We start from the raw sequence: 22,153 nt of genomic DNA, 5'->3' as shown, positions 1-22,153 counted from the left end.
GACGCACGGCACGACCGTGGTCCAGAAGTAAGAGATATGCATCCCAAGTACCGTGCCGACATCGACGGCCTGCGCGCCGTGGCCGTGGCCTCGGTCGTCATCTTCCATGCGTTCCCGAAGCTGCTGCCTGGCGGCTTCATCGGCGTCGACATCTTCTTCGTGATCTCGGGCTTCCTGATCACGACGATCATCATGCAGAGCCACGCGGCCGGCGATTTCAGCTACCGCGACTTCTATGCACGGCGCATCCGCCGGATCTTCCCGGCACTGATGCTGATGCTGGCGGGCGTGCTGGCCTTCGGCTGGTACGTGCTGCTCAACAAGGAATTCGTCGAGCTGGGCAAGCAGGCGCTGGGCGGCGTGGGCTTCGTGGCCAACTTCGTCTTCTGGAGCGAGGCCGGCTACTTCGACACGGCCGCCGAGACCAAGCCGCTGCTGCACCTGTGGTCGCTGGGCATCGAGGAACAGTTCTACATTTTCTGGCCGCTGCTGCTCGGGCTGGCCTGGCGCCGGCGCTGGCCGATCGTGCGCGTGCTGTGGGTGCTGGCGGTGGTGTCGTTCCTCATCAACGTGACGACGATCCACCCGTTCCGCACGGCGGCCTTCTATTCGCCAGCTTCGCGCTTCTGGGAACTCATGGTGGGCGGCATCCTGGCCTGCATGCGGATGAAGCCGTCGGCACCGAGCGTCTGGCGCAGCCATGTGCAGTCGGTGCTGGGCGTGGGCCTGATCGTGCTGGGCCTCGTGATGATCCGCAGCGACAAGGCCTTCCCCGGCTGGTGGGCGCTGCTGCCGACGCTGGGCGCGGTGAGCTGCATCGCGGCCGGCCCGACGGGTGTGCTGAACAAGTACTTCCTGTCGAACCGCGCGATGGTGTGGATCGGCCTGATCAGCTATCCGCTGTACCTGTGGCATTGGCCGCTGCTGGTGTATGCGCGGATCGTCAAGGGCGCGGAGCCGTCGGTGGGCACGCGCGTGACGATGGTGGTCGCGAGCGTGCTGCTGGCCTGGCTGACCTACCGCTTCATCGAGCGGTTCACGCGGGCCCGCCTGGGCGCGGGCATGCTGCGCACGCTCGTGGGCACCGGTGCCTTCGTGGCCGTGGCCGGCGTGGCGGTGCTCAACGGTTTGCCCGCCCGCCACAACAGCGAGCTGCTGCAGAAGGTGACCGATGCGACGGTGGACGGCGACTACTACGCCGGCTTTTCCTCGGAGAACTTCGGCCCCTACGCGGTGAATCGCATCGGCAACGGCGCCCGCAAGGTGCTGCTGATCGGCGACAGCCACGTCATCGAGTACGGCCCGCGTGCCGCGGAGCTGGCACGCCTCGCGCCCGAGCGCATGGCAACCACGTACTTCTTCACCTACGGCGCGTGCCCGGCCATTCCGAACGTCTTCGCCGAGCAGAACCCCGGCTGCGGCCCGGCCCGCGACCAGTGGATGGCGATGGCGCGCGACCCGCAGATCGACACCGTGCTGATCGGCAGCTGCTGGAACTGCTACTTCACGGGCGATTTCCCGCTGGACTACGTGCTGCGCGCGAACGGTGCGTCGCTCTCCCTGACCCGCGGCGACCGCGCCGGCATCGAGCCCTCGCTGGTGGCGCTGCAGGCGTGGGTGACCGAACTGGTCAAGCAGAAGAAAAAGGTCTATCTGCTGCTGGACAACGCGCTGGGCGACGACTTCGAGCCGCGCCGCATGATCGAGGGCAGCCGGCTGCGCACGCTCTCGGTGGTGGGCAACTCGCCAACCGCGCCCGTGCTCGCCGACCAGGTGAAGCTCAACCAGCGGCTCCTGCAGATCGCGGCCGCCAGCGGCGCGGAGGCGATCGACGTGCTGGGCGCCCTGTGCAAGGACGGCCAGTGCCCGCGGACGATGCCGGACGGTGCGCCGGCCTACAAGGACCACGGCCACCTGCGGCCCGCGTTCACGCGGCAGTTCGCGACCTACCTGGACAAGGTGTTCCTGGAAGAGGGCGTGCAGCCCGCTGCAGCCAACTGACGGCCCCGCAGCTCTGGGCTGCGGCGGCGTGCATGCAATCTATTGCTGCAGCTTGGGATCGCCGAAGGGCTCTTCGTCGGGCGGTGTCTCCGCCGGCATCCTGAATTCCTCGGTCGCCCAGGCGCCGAAGTCGATGCCCTTGCAGCGTGCGCTGCAGAACGGCCGGAACGGGTTGCGCTCCGCATAAATGCTGTCGCCGCCGCAGGTCGGGCAGCGGACGATGCGTTCGTCTTCTTTCTTCTTGCTCACACCGGGCCTCACGCGCAGAGGGTCAGTTCGAAGGGGGTGTCTTCCGTGCTCGGGTGCAGGCGGTCGTCGGCTTCGTGCCGCATGAGCCGCACCGAGACCATGAGGCGGTTGCCGCTGATTTCCGGGACCAGGCCCAGCTTGGGATCGATGCGCAGTCGCAGCAGCTGGAAGCTGCGTCCCTGCGGCAGGTTCTGCTGGAACTGCCCGTGGGTGGCGATCACCTTGTAGGGTACGTCGGCGTCGCGCAGCAGCTTGAGCAGCAGGTAGATCGACGAGGCCAGCGGCGACAGCGTGTTCGACCAGCGCTCCAGGTCGGCGCGGCGGCTGGCCGGCGTGCGGTGCTGCCACGCGTAGTAGGCGGGCAGGTCGAACTCGCAGGTGCCGCCCGGAATGCCGGCGCGGCTGCGGATGCTCATGAGCCACTCGTTCTCGGTGAGTGCCTGTCCCGCCTTGCCGGCCACGCCGTTGAGTGCACTGAAGTTGCGTTCGAGCTGGTCGACCACCTGGTTCAGCACCGTCTCGGCGATGGCCGGATTGCCCCGGTAGCTGTTGAAGACGTTCTTGTGCTTGTCGAGGTCGCGCAGCACGTCGGCCTTGAGGTCGGCGCGCGCCGCCACGTCCATGATCTCGAAGATCGTGACCAGGGCGTAGTGGTGCGAAAGCGGCGATTCCGAGGGCACCAGTTCCCCGAGGCGACGGAACAGATGCTCCAGCCTCAGGTACGTGCGGATGCGCTCGTTGAAGGGGTACTCGTAGAGGATCACGCGTATTTGTCGGTTTCCTGTCGCGGAATCATAACTTCAGGGCGATTTGGAAGGGGGTGTGGGCATCACTTCACGCACCGCGGCCAGCATGCGCTCGCCGAGTGCGAGCTGTCCGTGCATGGACATGTGCGTGTCGTTCGAGAAGTAGAAGTCGCGGATCTGCGTGTGCTTTTCGCGGGTGAAGGCGTACAGGTCGGGGCCCAGCTTCGCATCGCGGAAGCCGCTTTCGAAGTCTTTCGAGAAATCGGGCTTGAGGTAGACCGTGGTCTTGTTGGGCACCACCATCCACAGGAGCGGGATGGTGCTGTGCGCAGCGGTGAAGTTCTTCATTCGCGCCAGCGTGTCGGAGGTCAACGGGCCATTGTCCTCGTCTTCCTGGAAGAAGGGCATCCGGTCGCACTGGCGATGCGAGAAGAATTTGCAACCGTCGGGGACTTTCCTTACCCAGGTGTCACGATCGAAATAGGTGTCTACCGGCGAGTTCTTGGCCTTCCACGTGTGGTAATAGGTCACGACGCCGGTCATGTACTGGACTTCCCAGTTGGGCGCGAAGGCCGGCACGGTCTCGTCGGGCTCGATGAGGGGCTCGGCCTTGGCGCTGTAGGGGAAGATGGTCTTGCCGTCCTTGCAGCGCTCGCTGTAGCGCATGCGCATGTCCAGCAGGCGCTCCACGCTTTCGATGATCACCAGCTTGCCCTTGAAGCCGGAGTCGTGGACCCACTGGCTGAAATCGCCGCACAGCGATTCGCCGTACTGGCCCCAGTAGGAGGTCGAGACCCGGTAGCCGGCCTTGGCAAGCACGGACTGCCAGCGGTGCGTCATGGAGAAGCTGTCGCCGACGACCATCACGTCCGCCTGTTCGATGGGCGTGCTGGCAAGGTAGACCGGGTCGACCTTGGGCGGCGGGTCGCGCCAGCCGAACTCGCGCTCGGACAGGCGTCCGATGCGCGTGAGGTCGCCGTAGGGCACCGGGCTGGTGAGCGAAATGATCCACAGGGCCATCAGGACGAAGTAGCCGAAGAGGAAGAACCGCAGCCAGACTTTCGCGGGCGTCGTGGTCGTCGTCATGTCGAATCAGAATTGGAAATAGAGGAAGGGGCTGTAGCCGCCCAGCTTCGAAACGCACCACGCGAACAGTGCGAAGGTACCGATGGCGAGCACCACGGTCGACAGGCGGGCCATCACCGGGCGGCCGGCCATCGACTTCGGGTGGGGAATCCAGCGCTCCAGGGTGATGGTCGGCGGCAGCGTCAGGCAGATGATGATCGCCACCAGCATGAGCTGGAAGAACTCCGGCTTGCGGAACGGCACCTTGCCGAACTCGCTGAACGCCGAGACCGGCGCGCCGTGCATCCCCAGCATGCCCTTGTAGATGGACATGGCCGTGTTCATGCCGTCGGCGCGGAAGACGATCCAGGCCACCACCACGCACAGGAAGGTCAGCAGCCAGCCCAGCACGCGTGCGATGCGTCCCGGGGTGGCATTGCGACGGACCTTGGCGTTCCAGAGGTGGTTGACCATCAGGAACGCGCCGTGCATCGCGCCCCAGACCACGAAGGTCCAGGCCGCGCCGTGCCACAGGCCACCGAGCAGCATCGTGAGGAACAGGTTCAGGTAGCGCCGCGCCGGGCCCTTGCGGTTGCCGCCCAGCGGCACGTAGAGGTAGTCGCGCAGGAAGGTCGACAGCGAGATGTGCCAGCGGCGCCAGAACTCGATGATGTTGGTCGACTTGTAGGGCGAGCGGAAGTTGAGCGGCAGCTGCACGCCCAGGCACATCGAGAGGCCGACGGCCATGTCCGAGTAGCCCGAGAAGTCGAAATAGATCTGCAGCGTATAGGCCAGCGCACCGAACCACGCGGTGTACAACGTGGGCTCGATGCCCTTGTGAACGCCGTTGAACATCAGGTCGGCGTACTGCCCCATGGGGTCGGCGATCAGCAGTTTCTTGGCAAGGCCGAAGACGAAGATCGTGAGGCCGATGGCGACCTTGTTCGGGTCCATCCGGTAGGTCGCGGGGTTCGCGAACTGCGGCATCATCTGCGCGTGGTGCAGCACCGGGCCCGCGATCAGGTGCGGGAAGTAGGTGACGAACAGCACGTAGTGGATGAAGCTGCGCTCGTGCACCTTGCCCTGCCAGCAGTCGACCAGGAAGGCGATCTGCGTGAAGGTGTAGAACGAGATGCCGATCGGCAGCACGATGTGCACCAGATCGATCGGCGTGAGACCCGCGGCGACCAGCCCCGCATCGACGTTTTCCAGGAAGAAGTTGGCGTATTTGAAGACGGCCAGCACGCCCAGGTTGATCACCAGCGAGGCGATCAGCAGCGTCTTGCGCTTGCGGTCGTTGCGTCCCGGCGCGGGCGTCAGCTGCAGGCCGAACCAGTAGTTGATGCAGATGGAACCCAGCAGCAGCGGCAGGGCCTGCACGCTCCACCAACCGTAGAAGAACAGCGAGGCCAGTCCGAGGAAGCCGGCGGCGGCGCGGGCGTTGCGCTTGCCGATCAGGAAGAACCCGATCAGGACCAGCGGGAAATAGACAAAAATGAAGGGATACGAGTTGAAAAGCATCTCGGGGAGGGCACTGCAGGGGCGAGCGCCTTTTTGTCGTAATCGTTATAGAGCCGCCGGGGCGGCTGGTCTCGGATTATCGCGTGGTGGCCGCAGCCCACAGCTTCCAGAGACCCCGCACCTCGGTGCCCAGTTCCGCGAGCGTCAACGACTCGTTGTAAATCACGGCGTCGGCGGCGGCCCGGCGCGCCTTGCGCGGCGCCTGCTGGGCGATCACGGCGCGCACGGCCTCGGGCTCCCATCCCGAGCGTGCGACCACGCGCTGCAGCTGCGTGTCTTCGTGGGCATCGACCACCAGCACGCGGTCCACAAGGGCCCGCCAGCGGCCGGATTCGACCAGCAGGGGGACGTCGAACACGACGACGGCATCGTCGCCGGCGGCGGCGGCCTGGCGTTGCGTCTCGGTGCCGATCAGCGGATGCAGGATCGCTTCGAGGCGGGCCTTGGCGCCCGCGTCGGCGAACACCAGCTGGCGCATGGCGGCCCGGTCGAGGCTGCCGTCGGGCGCGATGACGGAAGGGCCGAATGCGGCCTCGATGGCGGGCATCGCGATGCCGCCGGACTGCGCGATGCGGCGTGCGATGGCGTCGGTATCGACCAGCACTGCCCCTTCAGCCACCAGCAACGACGCGACCGTGCTCTTGCCGCTGCCGATGCCGCCGGTCAGGCCGATGCGCTTCACCGCCATGCCGCTGTCGTTCTCAAAGGGCCAGGGCCCCGAAAGGGAAGGCGAAGGGAATCCACTGCTTGACGACGGCGGGACCGGCCACGAGGCAGATCAGGCCGGCGCCGGCCAGGAAGGGGCCGAAGGCGATGGGAATGTCCTTGTGGGCCAGCTTGCCGGCGAAGCGCAGCGTGAGGCCGATCACCGCGCCCACCACCGATGAGACGAGGATGATCGCAATGAGGTAGTCGGCGCCAAGCCAGGCGCCCAGAGCGGCGAGCAGTTTGAAGTCCCCATGTCCCATGCCTTCCTTGCCTGTGGCCAAGCGGTAGGCATGGTACACAAGCCACAGGCTCAGGTAGCCGAACACGGCGCCCCAGACCGCAGTGTTCAGGCTGACGCCGGTCCAGCCCATGGCGGCACCGACCAGGCCGAGCCAGAGCAGAGGGTAGTTCAGGGCGTCGGGCAGGAACTGGGTGTCGAAGTCGATGAGGAACTGGCAGATCAGCACGGCGCCAAAGGCCGCCCAGAGCGCGCCCGTAGGGGTGATGCCGAAGCGGTGCGCGCACAGGGCGAACAGCGCGCCCGTGATCAGTTCGACGAGCGGGTAGCGGGGGCTGATCGAGGTCTTGCAGCTGGCGCACCGGCCACGCAGCACGAGATAGCTGAGCACGGGGATGTTCTGGTACCAGCGGATCTTGTGGCCGCATGTGCCGCAGCGCGAGGCGGGGCGGGTGAGGTCGAAGGGCGGGAGCTTTTCGAGCGCTTCGGCGGCCTTGTCGGCGGCCGCCTCGAGCCCTGCGGGCGGCACGGCCTTCGGACCGAAGACCAGTGACCAGAGCGAAGGCATGTCCTTCGACGACATGAGGTTGGCGACCGCATCGCCCAGCCAGCCCCGGTACATCATGACCGGGGTGCGGTAGATCACCACGTTGAGGAAACTGCCGATCAATAGCCCCAGCACACCGGCCAATGCGGTGTCGAACCCTTGCGACACCAGCATCAGACGACCTGGCCGAGCTTGAAGATGGGCAGGTACATCGACACCACGATGCCGCCGATGATGACGCCCAGGAACACGATGATGATGGGCTCCATCAGGCTGGAGAGGCCGGCGACCATGTCGTCGACTTCGGATTCGTAGAAGTCGGCGGCCTTGCCGAGCATGTGGTCGATAGAGCCTGATTCTTCACCGATGGCCGTCATCTGGATCACCATCGAGGGGAACAGGTTGACGTTGGTCATGGCCGTCGTCAGGCTGGTGCCGGTCGAGACCTCCTGCTGGATCTTGGCGGTGGCGTCGCCGTAGACCGAGTTGCCCGATGCGCCGCCCACGGAGTCGAGGGCTTCCACCAGCGGCACACCGGCTGCGAACATGGTGGCGAGCGTGCGGGTCCAGCGGGCTATGCAGGATTTTTCGATCAACGTGCCGAAGATGGGGAGGCGCAGCAACAGGCGGTCCATGACCTTCTGGACACGCTCATTGCGCTTCCAAGCTTGTAGGAAGAAATAAATGCCACCGCCTAGCACGCCGAAGATCAACCACCAGTAGGAAACGAAGAACTCGCTGATTCCCATCACGATCAGCGTCGGCGCGGGCAGGTCGGCACCGAAGGAGGTGAACACCTCCTTGAACGCGGGGATCACGAAGATCATGATGATCGCCACCACGATGAAGGCCACGACGACCACCGAGGTCGGGTACATCAATGCCGACTTGATCTTCGACTTGATCGCCTCGGTCTTCTCCATGTAGGTTGCGAGACGATCCAGCAACTCCTCCAGAATACCGGCCGCTTCCCCGGCTTCCACGAGGTTGCAATAGAGATTATCGAAGTACTTCGGAAACTTGCGAAAAGCAGCCGACAGCGAGGTGCCGGTCTCGACGTCGCTGCGGATGTCGTTCAGCAGCTTGGCGACGCTTGGGTTCGCGTTGCCGCGGCCGACGATGTCGAAGGACTGCAGCAGCGGCACGCCCGCCTTCATCATGGTCGCGAGCTGGCGCGTGAAGATCGCGATGTCCTTGGGCTTGATCGCCTTGCCCGAGCGCATGCGGCGCTTCTTGATCTTGGAGGCCAGCACGCCCTGGCGACGCAAGGCCGCCTGCACCTGGTTCTCCCCGGCGGCGCGAAGTTCGCCGCGCACCAGCTTGCCGTTGCGGTCCTTGCCTTCCCATTCGAAGACGAATTCCTTGTGCGTGACCTGGGAGCGGGAGGATGCCACTGTTGCCATTCGATCTCCGGTGTTCAGTGTGTTCGTTATAGGTTGGTGCAGGCGACGACTTCTTCGAGCGAAGTGAGGCCCTGCATGACTTTGCGAAGGCCGGACTGGCGCAGCGAGCGCACGCCTTCGGCTTCGGATTGGTTCGCGATGTCCAGCGCACTGCCGTCGCGCAGGATGATTTCCTGGATGGCTTCCGAAATCGGCATCACCTGGTAGATGCCGACCCGGCCCTTGTAGCCGCCGCTGCAGGCGGTGCAGCCGACCGGGCGGTAGGGCTTCCAGGTGCCGTTGATGTCTTCCTCTTTGAAGCCGGCATCGAGCAGGGCTTCGCGTGGGATGTCGATCGGCGCGCGGCACAGCATGCACAGCCGGCGCGCGAGGCGTTGCGCGGTGATCAGGATCACGCTCGATGCGATGTTGAAGGGCGCGATCCCCATGTTGCGCATGCGCGTGAGCGTGGTCGGGGCGTCGTTGGTGTGCAGCGTCGACAGCACCAGGTGGCCGGTCTGCGCGGCCTTGATCGAGATGTCTGCGGTTTCGAGGTCGCGGATTTCGCCGACCATGATGATGTCGGGATCCTGTCGCAGGAAGGCGCGCAGCGCCGCCGCGAAGGTGAGGCCGGCCTTCTCGTTGACGTTGACCTGGTTGACGCCGGGCAGGTTGATTTCCGACGGGTCTTCTGCCGTCGCGATGTTGACGCCCGGCTGGTTGAGCAGGTTCAGGCAGGTGTATAGCGACACGGTCTTGCCCGAGCCCGTGGGGCCGGTCACCAGCACCATGCCATAGGGGCGGCCGATGGCGTGGAGGAGCCGTTCCTTTTCGTCGGCGTCGTAGCCCAGGGCGTCGATGCCCATGCGCGCGCTGCTCGGGTCCAGGATACGCACGACGATCTTCTCGCCGAACAGCGTGGGCAGCGTGCTCACGCGGAAGTCGATCACGCGATCGGGGCCGATCTTGAGCTTCATGCGGCCGTCCTGCGGCACGCGCTTCTCCGAGATGTCGAGCCGCGAAATGACCTTGATGCGCGAGGCCAGCTTGTCCTTGATGACCGTGGGTGGGCTGGCGATTTCTCGCAGCTCGCCGTCGACTCGAAAGCGCACCCGGTAGTGGTGTTCGTAGGGCTCGAAGTGGATGTCCGAGGCCCGCATGCTCACGGCGTCGAGCAGCATCTTGTGCAGGAAGCGCACCACGGGTGCGTCTTCGACTTCGGCAATGGCCTGCTCGTTGGCATCGCCCGAGGTGTCGGCCGTGACGTCGTCGAACTCGAACTCGGTGCCGACGATGCTGTTGATGGTTTCAGCCGCGCTCGCAGCGGCGGCTTCGATCATGCGCGAGAGCTTGTCGTACTCGGCGATGACCCAGTCCACGCCCATCTGCGACGCGAACTTGATTTTTTCCGCGGCCTGCTGGTCCGACGGGTCGGCCGTCGCGACGATCAGGCGGTTGTTGCGCTTGCTGAGAACGACGATGCGGTACGCATGGCAGAGCTTCGGATCGAGCAGGTCCTTGGGCAGGCGCTGGTGATCGATGGCATCGAGGTCGAGCAGCGGGGCTCCGAAGGCGCTCGACAGGGTGTGGGCGAGGTCCGCAGCCGAAACGGCGCCGGTGCCGGTCAGTTCGGCGATGAAGCTGGTGCGGCCGCTCAGCGACTTCTGATAGATGTCTTCGGCTGTCTTCGCCGCGAGCTTGCCGGCCGACACGAGGGCGCGCGCCAGGCCGGGAAGGGCTATCTGCGTAGTTTCTTTAACGGGAATTTCGGCAGCGGCCATTCAGCGAATGCAAAAGATGTGAAAAAGTGCTTCACGATCATCGCTGAACACGCCTGTGCTGTAAATCGTTACACAGCAACAGGGGCTGACATTAACTGGACCAGTCGAGAAAAACTGGTCGGGGTGAGAGGATTCGAACCTCCGGCCTCTACGTCCCGAACGTAGCGCTCTACCAGGCTAAGCTACACCCCGATTGGTTGCAAGAAAAAGAACTCGTCCTAGATGCCAACTCTGTGGAGGTGTTTCAGGCACGTCGCTCAAGCAACTGAGCCGCTAATTGTAGCAAACCTGAAGCGTGCAAATTCGACGGGAGGTCGCGCAATGCATGAATTGCGCGTTCGGCCTCTGCCGCAGCAGCCGCGCGTGAGGCTTCCAGCGCGCCGGTTTCGCGAACGATCTCGACGATTTTTCCCAGCTGTGCGGTGTCGCCGGCCTCGATGGCGGCGCGCACCAGTGCGCTCTGCTCAGGGGTGCCGCGTTGCATGGCAAAGATCAGCGGCAAAGTGGTCTTGCCTTCGCGCAGGTCGTCGCCGACGTTCTTCCCGGTTTCCTGGGCATCGCCTGCGTAATCGAGCACATCGTCGATCACCTGGAAGGCGGTGCCCAGCGCTTGTCCGTAGGTGGCGCAGGCCTCTTCGACTTCGGGCGTCGTGCCGGCCAGCACGGCCGCCAGCCGGGTGCTTGCCTCGAAGAGCTTGGCGGTCTTGGAGCGGATCACGCGCAGGTACGCCGCTTCGTCCAGCGAGGCGTCGTGCATGTTCATCAGTTGCAGCACCTCGCCTTCCGCGATCACGTTGGTCGCTTCGGCCAGGATCTGCATGATGCGCATGTTGTTTGCATCCAACATCATCTGGAAGGCGCGCGAATACAGGAAGTCGCCCACCAGCACGCTGGCGGGGTTGCCGAAGGATTCGTTGGCGGTGGCGCGGCCTCGGCGCAGGGTCGATTCGTCGACCACGTCGTCGTGCAGCAGGGTCGCGGTGTGGATGAACTCCACCACGGCCGCCAGGTTGAAGCGCTGTTCGCCCGTGTAGCCGAGCGCGCCTGCCATGAGCAGCAGCAGCGCCGGCCGCAGCCGCTTGCCGCCGGCCGAGATGATGTATTGCGAAACTTGGCTGACCAGCGGAACGCCGGTGTTCAGGCGTTGGGCGATCACACGGTCGACTTCGACCATGTCGCCGGCAATCAGGTCCAGCACGGTGGCGGTGGGGGAGGTGTCGGCGGCGGGAACTGGCAAAGCGAAGGCGCGGGGCGCTGCGAGGATGAGGGCGGCCCTGGAGGCCGGAACGCGGGAATTATAGGGAGCCGTGCACGATTCCCTGGAGCGTCTCAGCATCGGGGTGGTGAGTGTCCGCAAACCGCGCTATAATCTTGGGCTCTGCGGAATTCGCTGCGGAGACTCATTTCTAAGAGGTTTACATGTACGCGGTCATAAAAACCGGCGGCAAGCAATATCGCGTTGCTTCCGGCGAAAAAATTAAAGTAGAACAGATTGCTGCGGACGTAGGCCAGGAAATCGTGATCGACCAGGTTCTGGCTGTCGGAAACGGCGCTGAAATCAAGGTTGGTACGCCCCTGGTGTCCGGCGCAACGGTGACAGTCACGGTACTGTCGCACGGCAAGCACGACAAGGTCGGCATCTTCAAGATGCGCCGTCGCAAGCACTATCAGAAACGTCAAGGCCATCGCCAGCAGTTCACCGAACTGCAAATTGGCGCGATCGCCGGCTAAGGAGCACATTCCATGGCACAGAAAAAAGGCGGCGGCTCCACGCGAAACGGGCGCGATTCCAAGCCCAAGATGCTTGGCGTGAAGGCCTTCGGCGGCGAACTGATCAGCGCAGGCTCGATCATCGTGCGCCAGCGCGGCACCCAGTTCCACCCCGGCGTGAACGTCGGCGTGGGCAAGGACCACACGCTCTTCGCCCTGGTCGACGGCCACGTGTCGTTCGGTCACAAGGGTGCGCTGAACAAGCACATGGTCAACGTGACGCCCGCGGCCTAAGCCCCGCAGTCACTTCGATCTTTCCGAGGCCCCGCATTGCCGGGGCTTCTTCATTTGTAAACTGGACATCCCATGAAGTTCGTCGACGAAGCCTTCATCGACATCGCCGCGGGCGATGGCGGCAACGGCTGCGTGTCGTTCCGTCATGAGAAATACAAGGAGTTCGGCGGCCCCAACGGCGGCGACGGCGGCCGTGGCGGCCACGTGTTCGCAGTGGCCGACTCGAACCTCAACACCCTGGTCGATTTCCGCTACTCGCGCCGGCACGAAGCCAAGCGCGGCGAGCACGGCATGGGCTCCGACATGTTCGGCGCCGCCGGCGACGACATCGTCCTCAAGATGCCCGTCGGCACGATCATCACCGACGCTGAAACGGGTGAGGTGTTGTACGAGCTGCTCAAGGACGGCGAGGTCATCACCATCGCCAAGGGCGGCGACGGCGGCTTCGGCAACATGCGCTTCAAGAGCGCGATCAACCGCGCGCCGCGCCAGAAGACGCCCGGCTGGCCCGGTGAGAAAAAGAGCCTCAAGCTCGAACTCAAGGTGCTGGCCGACGTGGGCCTGCTGGGTATGCCGAATGCCGGTAAATCGACGCTGATCAGCGCCGTTTCGAACGCCCGCCCGCGCATTGCCGACTACCCCTTCACCACGCTGCACCCGAACCTCGGCGTCGTGCGCGTCGGCCCCGAGCAGAGCTTCGTGGTGGCCGATTTGCCCGGTCTGATCGAGGGTGCCTCGGAAGGCGCCGGTCTCGGTCACCTGTTCCTGCGTCACCTGCAGCGCACCCGCCTGCTGCTGCACGTGGTCGACATGGCGCCGTTCGACGACAGCGTCGATCCGGTCGCCCAGGCCAAGGCGCTCGTGGCCGAGCTCAAGAAGTACGACGCGGCGCTGCACGAGAAGCCGCGCTGGCTGGTGCTGAACAAGCTGGACATGGTGCCGGACGACGAGCGCGCCGCGCGCGTCAAGGACTTCGTCAAGCGCCTGCGCTTCAAGGGCCCGGTCTTCGAGATCTCGGCGCTCACGCGCGAAGGCTGCGAGCACCTGATCAAGGCCGTGTACCAGCAGGTCAAGGCGCAGCAGGTGGCCGAGCACGAAACCGTCGTGGTCGATCCGCGCTTCGTTCCGCTGCCGCCCGAAGGAAACTGAGGGCGTCGCGGCACCTTCGGTGCTGCAAAATGGATAGCAAGCAGCGCAGGCTGCATTCCTGAAACACGCCTTCTTTCTTCATGACCTCGAATTCCGGTTCCACTGCCTTGCGGGATGCCCGCCGTATCGTCGTCAAGGTGGGCTCCAGCCTCGTGACCAACGAGGGGCGCGGCCTCGACGAAGGTGCCATCGGCGAGTGGTGCCGGCAACTGGCCGAGCTGGTGCGCGACGGGCGCGAAGTGGTCATGGTGTCGAGCGGCGCGATCGCCGAGGGCATGAAGCGCCTGGGCTGGAAGACCCGTCCGCACGAAGTGCACGAGCTTCAGGCGGCGGCGGCCGTCGGGCAGATGGGCCTGGCCCAGATGTACGAGACCAAGCTGCGCGAGAACCAGATCGGCAGCGCGCAGGTGCTGCTGACGCACGCCGATCTCGCGGACCGCGAGCGCTACCTCAATGCACGTTCGACCCTCGTCACTTTGCTGCGCCTGGGCGTGGTGCCGGTGATCAACGAGAACGACACCGTGGTCAACGACGAGATCAAGTTCGGCGACAACGACACGCTCGGCGCCCTGGTCGCCAACCTGGTCGAAGCGGATGCCTTGATCATCCTGACGGACCAGAAAGGCCTGTACACGGCCGACCCGCGCAAGGACCCAGGCGCGAAATTCGTGCACGAGGCCGCCGCGGGCGACCCGGCGCTCGAAGCCATGGCGGGCGGCGCCGGCTCGAGCATCGGGCGCGGCGGCATGATCACCAAGATCCTCGCGGCCAAGCGCGCGGCGGGGTCCGGCGCTTCCACGGTCATCGCCTGGGGCCGCGAAGCCGACGCGCTGCTGCGGCTCACGCGCGGCGAATCCATCGGCACGCTGCTGGTGGCGCAGACCGCCAAGCACCAGGCACGCAAGCGCTGGATGGCCGATCACCTGCAACTGCGTGGTGCCGTCATCGTCGATGCCGGTGCGGCTGCCAAGGTGCGCGGCGAAGGCAAGAGCCTGCTGCCGATCGGCATGACGGGCGTGTCGGGTGAGTTCTCGCGCGGCGACGTGATCGCGGTGCGCGACGTCGACGGCGTCGAATTGGCCCGCGGGCTGGCCAACTATTCGAGCGTGGAGGCCCGGCTGCTGTGCCGCAAGCCTTCGGCCGAGTTCGAGCGGCTGCTGGGCTACGCGGCCGAGCCGGAGATGGTGCACCGCGACAACATGGTGCTGATGCCCGGTTGATCTTCAGGGCGGGGCGCCGTGCCCCGCCGTCGCATCAGGGCAGTTCGCGCAGCGGGTTGCGGATGTTCTGCACCATCTCGTTGACCGAGCTGCGCGGTGCGTTGCCGCGGCACAGGCCCTGCGACGCCAGCGCCGGCACGTAGCTGGAGTTCATGTCCTTCACGCGCTTCCACTCGGGCGACTTCGTTTCCTGCCAGGCGCCGTTGTTGTAGCGGGCATAGCTCTTCATCTCGGCTGTCGAGCAGCGCACGCCTTCGTAGAACGCATTGACGGCGCCACCGGCCCGGTTCTGTGCCACCACCACGTAGCGCACGATGCCGTCCTTCGTGATGGCGATGGTGTTCGGGTCGACGCCGAACTTCAGCGTCATGTAGGGCGGCATCGCGATCGGCAGCAGACGGCTTTCGCTGAAGGCGGGCGGCGGCGGCACCGCGGTTTCTTCCCACTCCTTGTCCTGCTCGGTGCTCTTGGGCGCCGGCGGCATGCCGGCCTGGGCCCAGTCGGGGTTGTCGGTGTCGTAGCCGCGGGAGGCGCAGGCGGCCAGCAGGCTGACGCAGGCGATGACGAGCGCACGCTCAGCGTGGCGTCGGGAAAGAAGAAGGCGCGCTGTTCTTGGGAGGAGGTTCATCGCTCGCAGAAGGAATGTCGGGATGCGGGTCGAAGCTGCCGCCGGGCGGCAGGTCGAGGCCCGCAGGTGCTCCATGGTCCAGCGTGTGGCGCTCGAATTCTCGGGCGCGCACGTTGCTGCGCAGGAAGCGGTTGCGGAAATCCTGCCGGGGCAGGTAGCGAGCAAGCTCGGTAAGCGCCATCTCGTAGACGCCGCGCTTGAACTCGACGACCACGTCGAGCGGGACCCAGTAGTCATGCCAGCGCCAGGCGTCGAATTCGGGATGGTCGGTGGCACGCAGGTTGAGATCCCAGTCGTGGCCGACAAGTTGCAGCAGATACCAGATCTGCTTCTGGCCTTTGTAGTGGCCCCGTGCGTCACGGCGGATGAACCGATCCGGCACCTCGTAGCGCAACCAGTCGCGGGTACGGGCCACGATGCGCACATGCTCCGGGTGGAGCCCGACTTCCTCGTGCAGTTCCCGGAACATGGCTTGCTCGGGACTTTCGCCACGGTCGATGCCGCCTTGCGGAAACTGCCAGGAATGCGTGCGTATGCGCTTGCCCCAGAAAACCTGGTTTCTCTGGTTGAGCAGGATGATGCCGACGTTGGGCCTGAAGCCGTCCCGGTCGAGCATAATCAAACCCCAATTTTTGAACTGAGTCGATTATGCATGCCGGGTTGCACTCGGCAAGCGACCGGTTCCGGGCTCTCAGGGTCTCTCCGGGGTGCCTGTCTCCCTCCTCACTTCGAACCCACCTGCGCGATCCCGATGAAAGCTTCCCGATTCTTTGTCTCCACCCTGAAGGAAGCGCCCGCTGACGCCGAGGTCGCGAGCCACCGCCTCATGATGCGGGCCGGCATGATCAAGAAGCTCGGCACGGGCATCTACACGTACATGCCCATGGGCCTGCGCGTGATCCGCAAGGTCGAGGCCATCGTGCGCGAGGAAATGAACCGCGCCGGCGCCGTCGAGCTCACGATGCCCGTGGTGCAGCCGGCCGAGTTCTGGCAGGAGACCGGGCGCTTCGAGAAGATGGGCCCCGAGCTCTTGCGCATCAAGGATCGCCACGACCGCGACTTCGTGATCCAGCCGACCAGCGAAGAGGTGGTGACCGACATCGCGCGCCAGGAAATCCGCAGCTACAAGCAGCTGCCGAAGAATTTCTACCAGATCCAGACCAAGTTCCGCGACGAGCGCCGTCCGCGCTTCGGCCTGATGCGCGGGCGCGAGTTCATCATGAAGGACGCCTACAGCTTCGACCGCGACCTCGACGCGGCCAAGGCCAGCTACCAGGTGATGGCCCAGGCCTACCGCAACATCTTCGACCGCTTCGGCCTGCGCTACCGCGCCGTGGCGGCCGACAGCGGCGCCATCGGCGGCGACCTGAGCGAAGAGTTCCAGGTGATCGCCGCCACCGGCGAAGACGCCATCGTCTACTGCCCCGACAGCAATTACGCCGCCAACATGGAAAAGGCCGAGGCCCTGGCCCCGGCGGGCCCGCGTCCTGCCGCCGCCAACGCGCTCGAGAAGACGCCCACGCCCGGCAAGAGCACCTGCGCCGACGTGGCCGAACTGCTCGGCGTGCCGCTGGCCACCACGGTCAAGTCGCTGGTGCTGGCCACCGACATCCTCGACGACGCCGGCAACGTCAAGGGCGCGCAGATCTGGCTGCTGCTGCTGCGCGGCGACCACGACATGAACGAGATCAAGGTAAGCAAGCTGCCTGGCCTGGACAAGGGCTTCCGCTTTGCCACCACCGCCGAGATCGACGAGCACTTCGGCTGCAAGCCGGGCTACCTCGGCCCGCTGAACCTCAAGAAGCCCGTCAAGCTCGTGGCCGACCGCGAGGCCGCCGTGCTGGCCGACTGGATCACCGGCGCCAACGAGATCGACTTCCACATGACCGGCGTCAACTGGGGCCGCGACCTGCCCGAGCCCGACCTGGTCGCCGACCTGCGCAACGTGGTCGCCGGCGATGCCTCGCCCGACGGCAAGGGCGTGCTGGCCATCGAGCGCGGCATCGAGGTGGGCCACGTCTTCGTGCTCGGCACCAAGTACAGCAAGGACATGAACGCCACCTACCTCGACGAAGGCGGCAAGCCGCAGTTCCTCGAGATGGGCTGCTACGGCATCGGCATCACGCGCCTGCCGGCCGCCGCCATCGAACAGAACCACGACGAGCGCGGCATCATCTGGCCCGACGCGCTGGCACCGTTCACGGTCGTGGTCTGCCCGATCGGCATGGACCGCAGCCCCGAGGTCAAGGTCGCGGCCGAAGCGCTCTACGAAGAACTGCTGGCCAAGGGCGTCGACGTGCTGCTCGACGACCGCGGCGAGCGCCCCGGCGCGATGTTCGCCGACTGGGAACTGATCGGCGTGCCGCACCGCGTGGTCATCTCCGACCGTGGTCTCAAGGAAGGCCAGCTCGAGTACCAGGGCCGGCGCGACACCGCCGCCACCAAGGTGCCCGCGGCCGGCGTCGCCGACTTCATCGCCGGCAAGCTCGCGGCATGAGCGTGGCGGGGGGCCTTTCGCGACGCAGCTGCCTGCTGGGCAGCGCCGTCGCCGGTGCCCTCACTGCTCTGTCGCTGCCGCAAACGGCCTGGGCCGGTGCGCAGATCGAAGAGCCGCTGATCGACTCGGTGCGCACCGCGCTGAGCTCGGCCATCCACAACAAGGCGCCGCCGGTGCCGCAGTTCGCCGACACCGAGGCCCGCCTCGCGTACCTGCGGTGGCTCGGCGAGATGAGCGAGCGCCTGCGCAAGAAGGTCGCCGACCCGGCCACGCGCATCGAGTTCCTGCAAACCGTCTGGTACGAGGCCAAGCGCTCGGGGCTTGACGTGAGCCTGGTGCTGGGCCTGATCCAGGTCGAGAGCAACTTCCGCAAGTTCGCGGTTTCCAGTGCGGGCGCGCGCGGCTACATGCAGGTGATGCCGTTCTGGACCCGCGTGATCGGCGACAGCGATTCGGCCAAGCTGTTCCACATGCAGACCAACCTGCGTTTCGGCTGCGTGATCTTGCGCCACTACCTCGACCGCGAGAAGGGCGACCTGTTCATGACGCTGGGCCGCTACAACGGCAGCCGGGGCCGCGCGCCGTACCCGAACGCGGTGTTCGCGAACCAGCGGCTCTGGGCGTACGTCGACAGGGACCGCTCGGCGGCCTGAAGGTCGTCGCTCAGTCGGCGACCACCGCCTTGGCGGTCGCCGAGCCCTTGGTGACCATCACCTGGTCGATGCGGTAGCTGTCGACGTCCATCACCTCGAAGGTGTAGCCGCCCCAGGTCACGCTGTCCGTGCGCTTGGGCACGCGGCGCAGCATCACCATCAGGAAGCCCGCCAGCGTTTCGTACTCCTCGGCATGCGGCAGCTCGTCGATGTGCAGGGCGCGCTGAACGTCCTGGATGGGCGTGATGCCGTCGATCAGCCACGAGTTCTCGTCGCGCTTCACGATCTGCTCTTCTTCGGGCGTCGAGGTCGACACCAGGTCGCCCATCACCGTGCTCATCACGTCGTTGAGCGTGATCACGCCCACCACCAGGCTGTACTCGTTGACGATGATCGCGAAGTCTTCGTGCGCCTGCTGGAACTGCTCGAGCACCTCGGTGAGCGAGAGGCGGTCGGGAATCACCAGGGCCTTGTGCAGCGTCAGGCCCTGGTCGAAGGCCAGCGGCTGGCCGCTGAGCACGCGCTGGAACATGTCCTTGGCATCCACGTAGCCCAGCACGTGGTCGATGTCGCCGTCGCACACCGGGTAGGCGGAATAGGGCTCGGCCACGATGCGCGCGCGCAGCACCGACTCGGGGTCATCGTGCAGGAACCAGGCGATGCTTTCGCGCGCGGTCATCACGCTGCTGACGAGGCGCGTGTCCAGCTCGAACACGTTGGCGATCACCTGCTGCTCGCGCGCCGCCAGCACGCCGGCCTGCGCGCCGGCCTCGGTCATGGCCAGGATGTCGGCCGAGGTGATCTTGTCGTCGCGCGCCATCGGCATGCCCAGCACCTTGAACAAGAGGTCGGTCGCGCGCGTGAAGAACCACACCAGCGGCTTGAAGGCGGTGATCAGCAGCAGCATCGGCCCGACGATGCGCACCGCGAGCCGCTCGGGTGCGCTCATGCCCAGGCGCTTGGGGAACAGGTCGGCGAACACCAGGAACACCGCGATCACGATCACGAACGAGCACAGGAAGGCGATGTTGGCCGCCACCTCCACGCTCAGCCAGTTCTCGAAGAAGCGGGCGAAATACGGGCTCAGCGAGCCTTCGCCCACCACGCCGCCGAGGATCGCCACGGCGTTCAGGCCGATCTGCACCACGGTGAAGTAGTGGCCCGGCTGCTCCTGCACGCGCAGCACCTTTTCCGCGCGCGGGTCGCCCTCGTCGGCCATCTGGCGCAGACGCAGGCGGCGCGAGGCGGCCAGGCAGATTTCGGCGAGGGAGAAGAAGGCGCTCATCGCGATCAGCAGCGCGATGATGAGCAGGCTTTGGGTGAGGGTCATGGCGGCACGTCGTAGACCGCCATGGTGCCATGACTGGCACCGGGTCCGGGCGCGCGCGGGGCGCGGCGCCCGTCAAACGGGGAGCGGAAGACTCAGGCGGACGCGCCGCCGCCGATCACCTGCTGCAGCTCGCCCGACTCGTACATCTCCATCATGATGTCCGAGCCGCCCACGAATTCGCCCTTCACGTAGAGCTGGGGGATGGTGGGCCAGTTGCTGTATTCCTTGATGCCCTGGCGGATGCCGTCGTCTTCGAGCACGTTGACGGTCTTGAGCGTCTTGGTGTCGACGCCCACGGCCTTGAGGATCTGGATGGCGCGGCCCGAGAAACCGCACATCGGGAAGCTGGCGTTGCCCTTCATGAAGAGCACGAGTTCGTTGGACTTGACGAGGTCGTCGATGCGTTGTTGAGCGTCGGACATGGGGACTCCTGAAGAAAAGTGGGCTGGGGGGATTATTTCACCGTGCGCCAGATGCCGCCGGAGCAGCGCGCGATGCCGGCGAGGTCGTCACGGCTTTGCACCTCGGCAAAGCCGCGTTCGGCCAGCAGCTGGCGCACCGCCTCGGCCTGGTCGTGGCCGTGCTCCAGCAGCAGCCAGCCGCCGTCGGCCAGGTGGGCGGGAGCGTCGCGCACGATCTGGCGGATGTCGTCCAGGCCGTCGGCGCCGGCGACCAGCGCGCGGGTCGGCTCGTGGCGCAGCGCGGGCAGGTGCGGATCGCCGGCGGCGATGTACGGCGGGTTGCTGGCGATGACCGCGTAGCCGTCGGCGGCGCCGTCGAGCCAGCTCGATTCGGTGAAGCGCACCGGCAGGCCCAGGCGCTGCGCGTTGGCTCGGGCCACCGCGAGCGCGTCGGCGCTGGCGTCGACCGCGTCGACCTGCGCATCGGGGCGTGCATGCTGCAGCGCCAGCGCGATCGCGCCGCTGCCCGTGCCGAGGTCGAGCACGCGCGGGGCCGGGCGGCTGTCCGGAGATGCAAGGCAGGCCAGGGCCCACTCGACCAGCGTCTCGGTGTCGGGGCGCGGCACCAGCACGCGGGCGTCGACCTGCAGCTGCAGGCCGTGGAATTCCTTCTCGCCCAGCAGGTAGGCGACAGGCTCGCCCGCCGTGCGGCGCGACAGCTGGCGCGCGAACGCGGGCCAGGCCTCGCCGGGAAACGAATCGGTGTCGTGCGCGAGCAGCCAGGCGCGGTCGTTCACGGGGCGGCCCAGCGCGTGCAGCAGCAGCAGCTGGGCGTCCAGGCGATCGATGCCCAGGGCCATGGCCGCGGCCAGTGCCTGCGCCACGGTGGACGGTGCGGCGGCGTCGGTCATCACGCGGGCAGGCTCGATTCCAGCTCGGCCAGCTGCTCGGCCTCGCGTGCGGCACGCAGCGCCTCGAGCACGTCGCCCAGGTCGCCTTCCATGATGGCGAGCAGCTTGTAGAGCGTGAGGTTGATGCGGTGGTCGGTGAGCCGGCCCTGCGGGAAGTTGTAGGTGCGGATGCGGTCCGAGCGGTCGCCGCTGCCGATCAGGCCCTTGCGCATGGCGGCGTCCTTGGCGGCGCGCTCGCTGCGCTCCTTTTCCTGGATGCGCGCCGACAGCACCTGCAGCGCCTTCGCCTTGTTGCGGTGCTGGCTGCGGTCGTCCTGGCACTCGGCCACGATGCCGGTCGGGATGTGCGTGATGCGCACGGCCGAGTCGGTCTTGTTGATGTGCTGGCCGCCGGCGCCGCTGGCGCGGTAGGTGTCGATGCGCAGGTCGGCCGGGTTGATCTGCACCGCCACGGTCTCGTCGGGCTCGGCCAGCACGGCGACCGTGCACGCGCTGGTGTGGATGCGGCCCTGCGTCTCGGTGGCCGGCACGCGCTGCACGCGGTGGCCGCCCGACTCGAAGCGCAGGTGGCCGAACACGTCGTCGCCCACGATGCGGATCACCACTTCCTTGTAGCCGCCGAGCTCGCTCTCGCTTTCGCTCACCACCTCGCAGCGCCAGCCGGTGCGCTCGCAGTAGCGCGTGTACATGCGCAGCAGGTCGCCCGCGAACAGCGCCGATTCGTCGCCGCCCGTGCCGGCGCGGATTTCCATGAAGGCGTTGCGCGCATCGTCGGGGTCTTTGGGCAGCAGCAGGCGCTGCAGCTCGTCTTCGAGCTGCACCAACTCGGCCTCGGCGCCGGCGATTTCTTCCCTGGCCATCTCGGCCATGTCGGGGTCGTCGAGCATTTCCTTCGCGCCCGCGATGTCGGCCTCGCGCTGCTTGAAGCGCTCGTAGCGGCCGGCGATCTGCGTGACCTCGGCATGCTCGCGCGAGATGGTGCGGTACTGCGCCATGTCGCTCATGATGTCTTCGCGCGAGAGCAGGAAGTCGAGCTCGCCCAGGCGTTGGGCGTAGCGTTCGAGTTGGTGGCGCAGAAAGGATTTCACGACGGAAGGGGCTCGAAAAATGGGGAGGGGAACG

Annotated in this window: 22 protein-coding genes and 1 tRNA gene; 7 read left to right on the top strand and 16 right to left on the bottom strand. The window is 66.0% G+C overall.

What is annotated here, in order from left to right; translation table 11 throughout:
- Positions 1-36 precede the first annotated feature (36 nt).
- Positions 37-2,001, top strand: coding sequence for an acyltransferase family protein (locus tag AC07O4_RS18495; RefSeq protein ID WP_062474533.1), 1,965 nt, complete (start codon positions 37-39; stop codon positions 1,999-2,001).
- Positions 2,002-2,040: 39 nt separating this feature from the next.
- On the opposite strand, the gene AC07O4_RS18490 is transcribed toward AC07O4_RS18495, so the two are convergent.
- The 10 genes from AC07O4_RS18490 to AC07O4_RS18445 form a co-directional block, all read right to left on the bottom strand.
- Positions 2,041-2,250 carry a DNA gyrase inhibitor YacG gene (locus tag AC07O4_RS18490; protein WP_062474531.1) on the bottom strand — a complete coding sequence of 70 codons (210 nt, stop codon included), beginning with the start codon at positions 2,248-2,250 and terminating at the stop codon, positions 2,041-2,043.
- 8 nt (positions 2,251-2,258) lie between these two features.
- Positions 2,259-3,014 carry a cell division protein ZapD gene (gene zapD, locus AC07O4_RS18485; RefSeq protein WP_070063618.1) on the bottom strand — a complete coding sequence of 252 codons (756 nt, stop codon included), beginning with the start codon at positions 3,012-3,014 and terminating at the stop codon, positions 2,259-2,261.
- 36 nt (positions 3,015-3,050) lie between these two features.
- Entirely contained in the window at positions 3,051-4,082 is a 1,032-nt protein-coding gene (locus AC07O4_RS18480; protein WP_062474527.1) for an alginate O-acetyltransferase AlgX-related protein, read from the bottom strand.
- A 6-nt stretch (positions 4,083-4,088) separates the two neighbouring features.
- Complete coding sequence (locus tag AC07O4_RS18475; RefSeq protein ID WP_492734149.1) at positions 4,089-5,582, bottom strand: MBOAT family O-acyltransferase; 1,494 nt, start codon at positions 5,580-5,582, stop codon at positions 4,089-4,091.
- 76 nt (positions 5,583-5,658) lie between these two features.
- Positions 5,659-6,270, bottom strand: a complete 612-nt coding sequence (gene coaE, locus AC07O4_RS18470) for a dephospho-CoA kinase (protein WP_492734150.1) — start codon at positions 6,268-6,270, stop codon at positions 5,659-5,661.
- 13 nt (positions 6,271-6,283) lie between these two features.
- A complete protein-coding gene (locus AC07O4_RS18465) occupies positions 6,284-7,249 on the bottom strand; it encodes a prepilin peptidase (protein WP_492734151.1) in 966 nt (321 codons plus the stop codon).
- Positions 7,249-8,478: a type II secretion system F family protein gene (locus AC07O4_RS18460; protein WP_492734152.1), complete on the bottom strand. Its 1,230-nt coding sequence runs from the start codon at positions 8,476-8,478 to the stop codon at positions 7,249-7,251. The genes AC07O4_RS18465 and AC07O4_RS18460 overlap by 1 nt, the downstream gene beginning before the upstream one ends.
- Positions 8,479-8,504: 26 nt before the next feature.
- Complete coding sequence (pilB, locus tag AC07O4_RS18455) at positions 8,505-10,238, bottom strand: type IV-A pilus assembly ATPase PilB (protein ID WP_492734153.1); 1,734 nt, start codon at positions 10,236-10,238, stop codon at positions 8,505-8,507.
- Positions 10,239-10,353: 115 nt separating this feature from the next.
- Positions 10,354-10,430 (bottom strand) — tRNA-Pro (locus AC07O4_RS18450).
- A 52-nt stretch (positions 10,431-10,482) separates the two neighbouring features.
- Entirely contained in the window at positions 10,483-11,475 is a 993-nt protein-coding gene (locus AC07O4_RS18445; RefSeq protein ID WP_070063612.1) for a polyprenyl synthetase family protein, read from the bottom strand.
- 182 nt (positions 11,476-11,657) lie between these two features.
- On the opposite strand from AC07O4_RS18445, the gene rplU reads away from it, so the two are divergent.
- The 4 genes from rplU to proB all read left to right on the top strand — a co-directional run bounded on the left by rplU (position 11,658) and on the right by proB (position 14,611).
- Positions 11,658-11,969: a 50S ribosomal protein L21 gene (gene rplU / locus AC07O4_RS18440; RefSeq protein ID WP_042578903.1), complete on the top strand. Its 312-nt coding sequence runs from the start codon at positions 11,658-11,660 to the stop codon at positions 11,967-11,969.
- Between the two features lie 12 nt (positions 11,970-11,981).
- Positions 11,982-12,242 carry a 50S ribosomal protein L27 gene (gene rpmA / locus AC07O4_RS18435; protein ID WP_013543198.1) on the top strand — a complete coding sequence of 87 codons (261 nt, stop codon included), beginning with the start codon at positions 11,982-11,984 and terminating at the stop codon, positions 12,240-12,242.
- A 72-nt stretch (positions 12,243-12,314) separates the two neighbouring features.
- Positions 12,315-13,391: an Obg family GTPase CgtA gene (gene cgtA / locus AC07O4_RS18430; RefSeq protein ID WP_062474512.1), complete on the top strand. Its 1,077-nt coding sequence runs from the start codon at positions 12,315-12,317 to the stop codon at positions 13,389-13,391.
- 80 nt (positions 13,392-13,471) lie between these two features.
- The gene (proB, locus tag AC07O4_RS18425; RefSeq protein ID WP_492734154.1) at positions 13,472-14,611 is read left to right on the top strand and encodes a glutamate 5-kinase; all 1,140 of its coding nucleotides are present in this window, start codon (positions 13,472-13,474) and stop codon (positions 14,609-14,611) included.
- Between the two features lie 34 nt (positions 14,612-14,645).
- On the opposite strand, the gene AC07O4_RS18420 is transcribed toward proB, so the two are convergent.
- Both AC07O4_RS18420 and AC07O4_RS18415 read right to left on the bottom strand, forming a co-directional pair.
- Entirely contained in the window at positions 14,646-15,239 is a 594-nt protein-coding gene (locus tag AC07O4_RS18420) for a CNP1-like family protein (RefSeq protein WP_492734155.1), read from the bottom strand.
- Entirely contained in the window at positions 15,187-15,855 is a 669-nt protein-coding gene (locus AC07O4_RS18415; RefSeq protein ID WP_062474507.1) for an RNA pyrophosphohydrolase, read from the bottom strand. The genes AC07O4_RS18420 and AC07O4_RS18415 overlap by 53 nt, the downstream gene beginning before the upstream one ends.
- 135 nt (positions 15,856-15,990) lie before the next feature.
- On the opposite strand from AC07O4_RS18415, the gene AC07O4_RS18410 reads away from it, so the two are divergent.
- Together AC07O4_RS18410 and AC07O4_RS18405 are read left to right on the top strand one after the other, a co-directional pair.
- Positions 15,991-17,736, top strand: coding sequence for a proline--tRNA ligase (locus tag AC07O4_RS18410; protein WP_492734156.1), 1,746 nt, complete (start codon positions 15,991-15,993; stop codon positions 17,734-17,736).
- Positions 17,733-18,389 (top strand): lytic transglycosylase domain-containing protein, encoded by a 657-nt coding sequence (locus AC07O4_RS18405; protein ID WP_492734157.1) that lies wholly within the window; start codon positions 17,733-17,735, stop codon positions 18,387-18,389. The genes AC07O4_RS18410 and AC07O4_RS18405 overlap by 4 nt, the downstream gene beginning before the upstream one ends.
- Before the next feature lie 10 nt (positions 18,390-18,399).
- On the opposite strand, the gene paeA is transcribed toward AC07O4_RS18405, so the two are convergent.
- The 4 genes from paeA to prfA form a co-directional block, all read right to left on the bottom strand.
- Positions 18,400-19,719, bottom strand: coding sequence for a polyamine export protein PaeA (gene paeA / locus AC07O4_RS18400; RefSeq protein ID WP_062474502.1), 1,320 nt, complete (start codon positions 19,717-19,719; stop codon positions 18,400-18,402).
- Positions 19,720-19,811: 92 nt separating this feature from the next.
- Positions 19,812-20,141: a Grx4 family monothiol glutaredoxin gene (gene grxD, locus AC07O4_RS18395; RefSeq protein WP_062474501.1), complete on the bottom strand. Its 330-nt coding sequence runs from the start codon at positions 20,139-20,141 to the stop codon at positions 19,812-19,814.
- 32 nt (positions 20,142-20,173) lie between these two features.
- On the bottom strand, positions 20,174-21,031 hold the full coding sequence (gene prmC / locus AC07O4_RS18390) for a peptide chain release factor N(5)-glutamine methyltransferase (RefSeq protein WP_492734158.1): 858 nt from the start codon (positions 21,029-21,031) through the stop codon (positions 20,174-20,176).
- Positions 21,031-22,119 carry a peptide chain release factor 1 gene (gene prfA / locus AC07O4_RS18385; RefSeq protein ID WP_492734159.1) on the bottom strand — a complete coding sequence of 363 codons (1,089 nt, stop codon included), beginning with the start codon at positions 22,117-22,119 and terminating at the stop codon, positions 21,031-21,033. Before prfA ends, prmC begins: the two co-directional genes overlap by 1 nt.
- Between the last annotated feature and the right edge of the window lie 34 nt (positions 22,120-22,153).

The sequence above is a fragment of the Variovorax sp. GW821-FHT09D04 genome (genome assembly GCF_059416405.1).
This window is presented reverse-complemented; position numbering and strand designations above follow the sequence as displayed.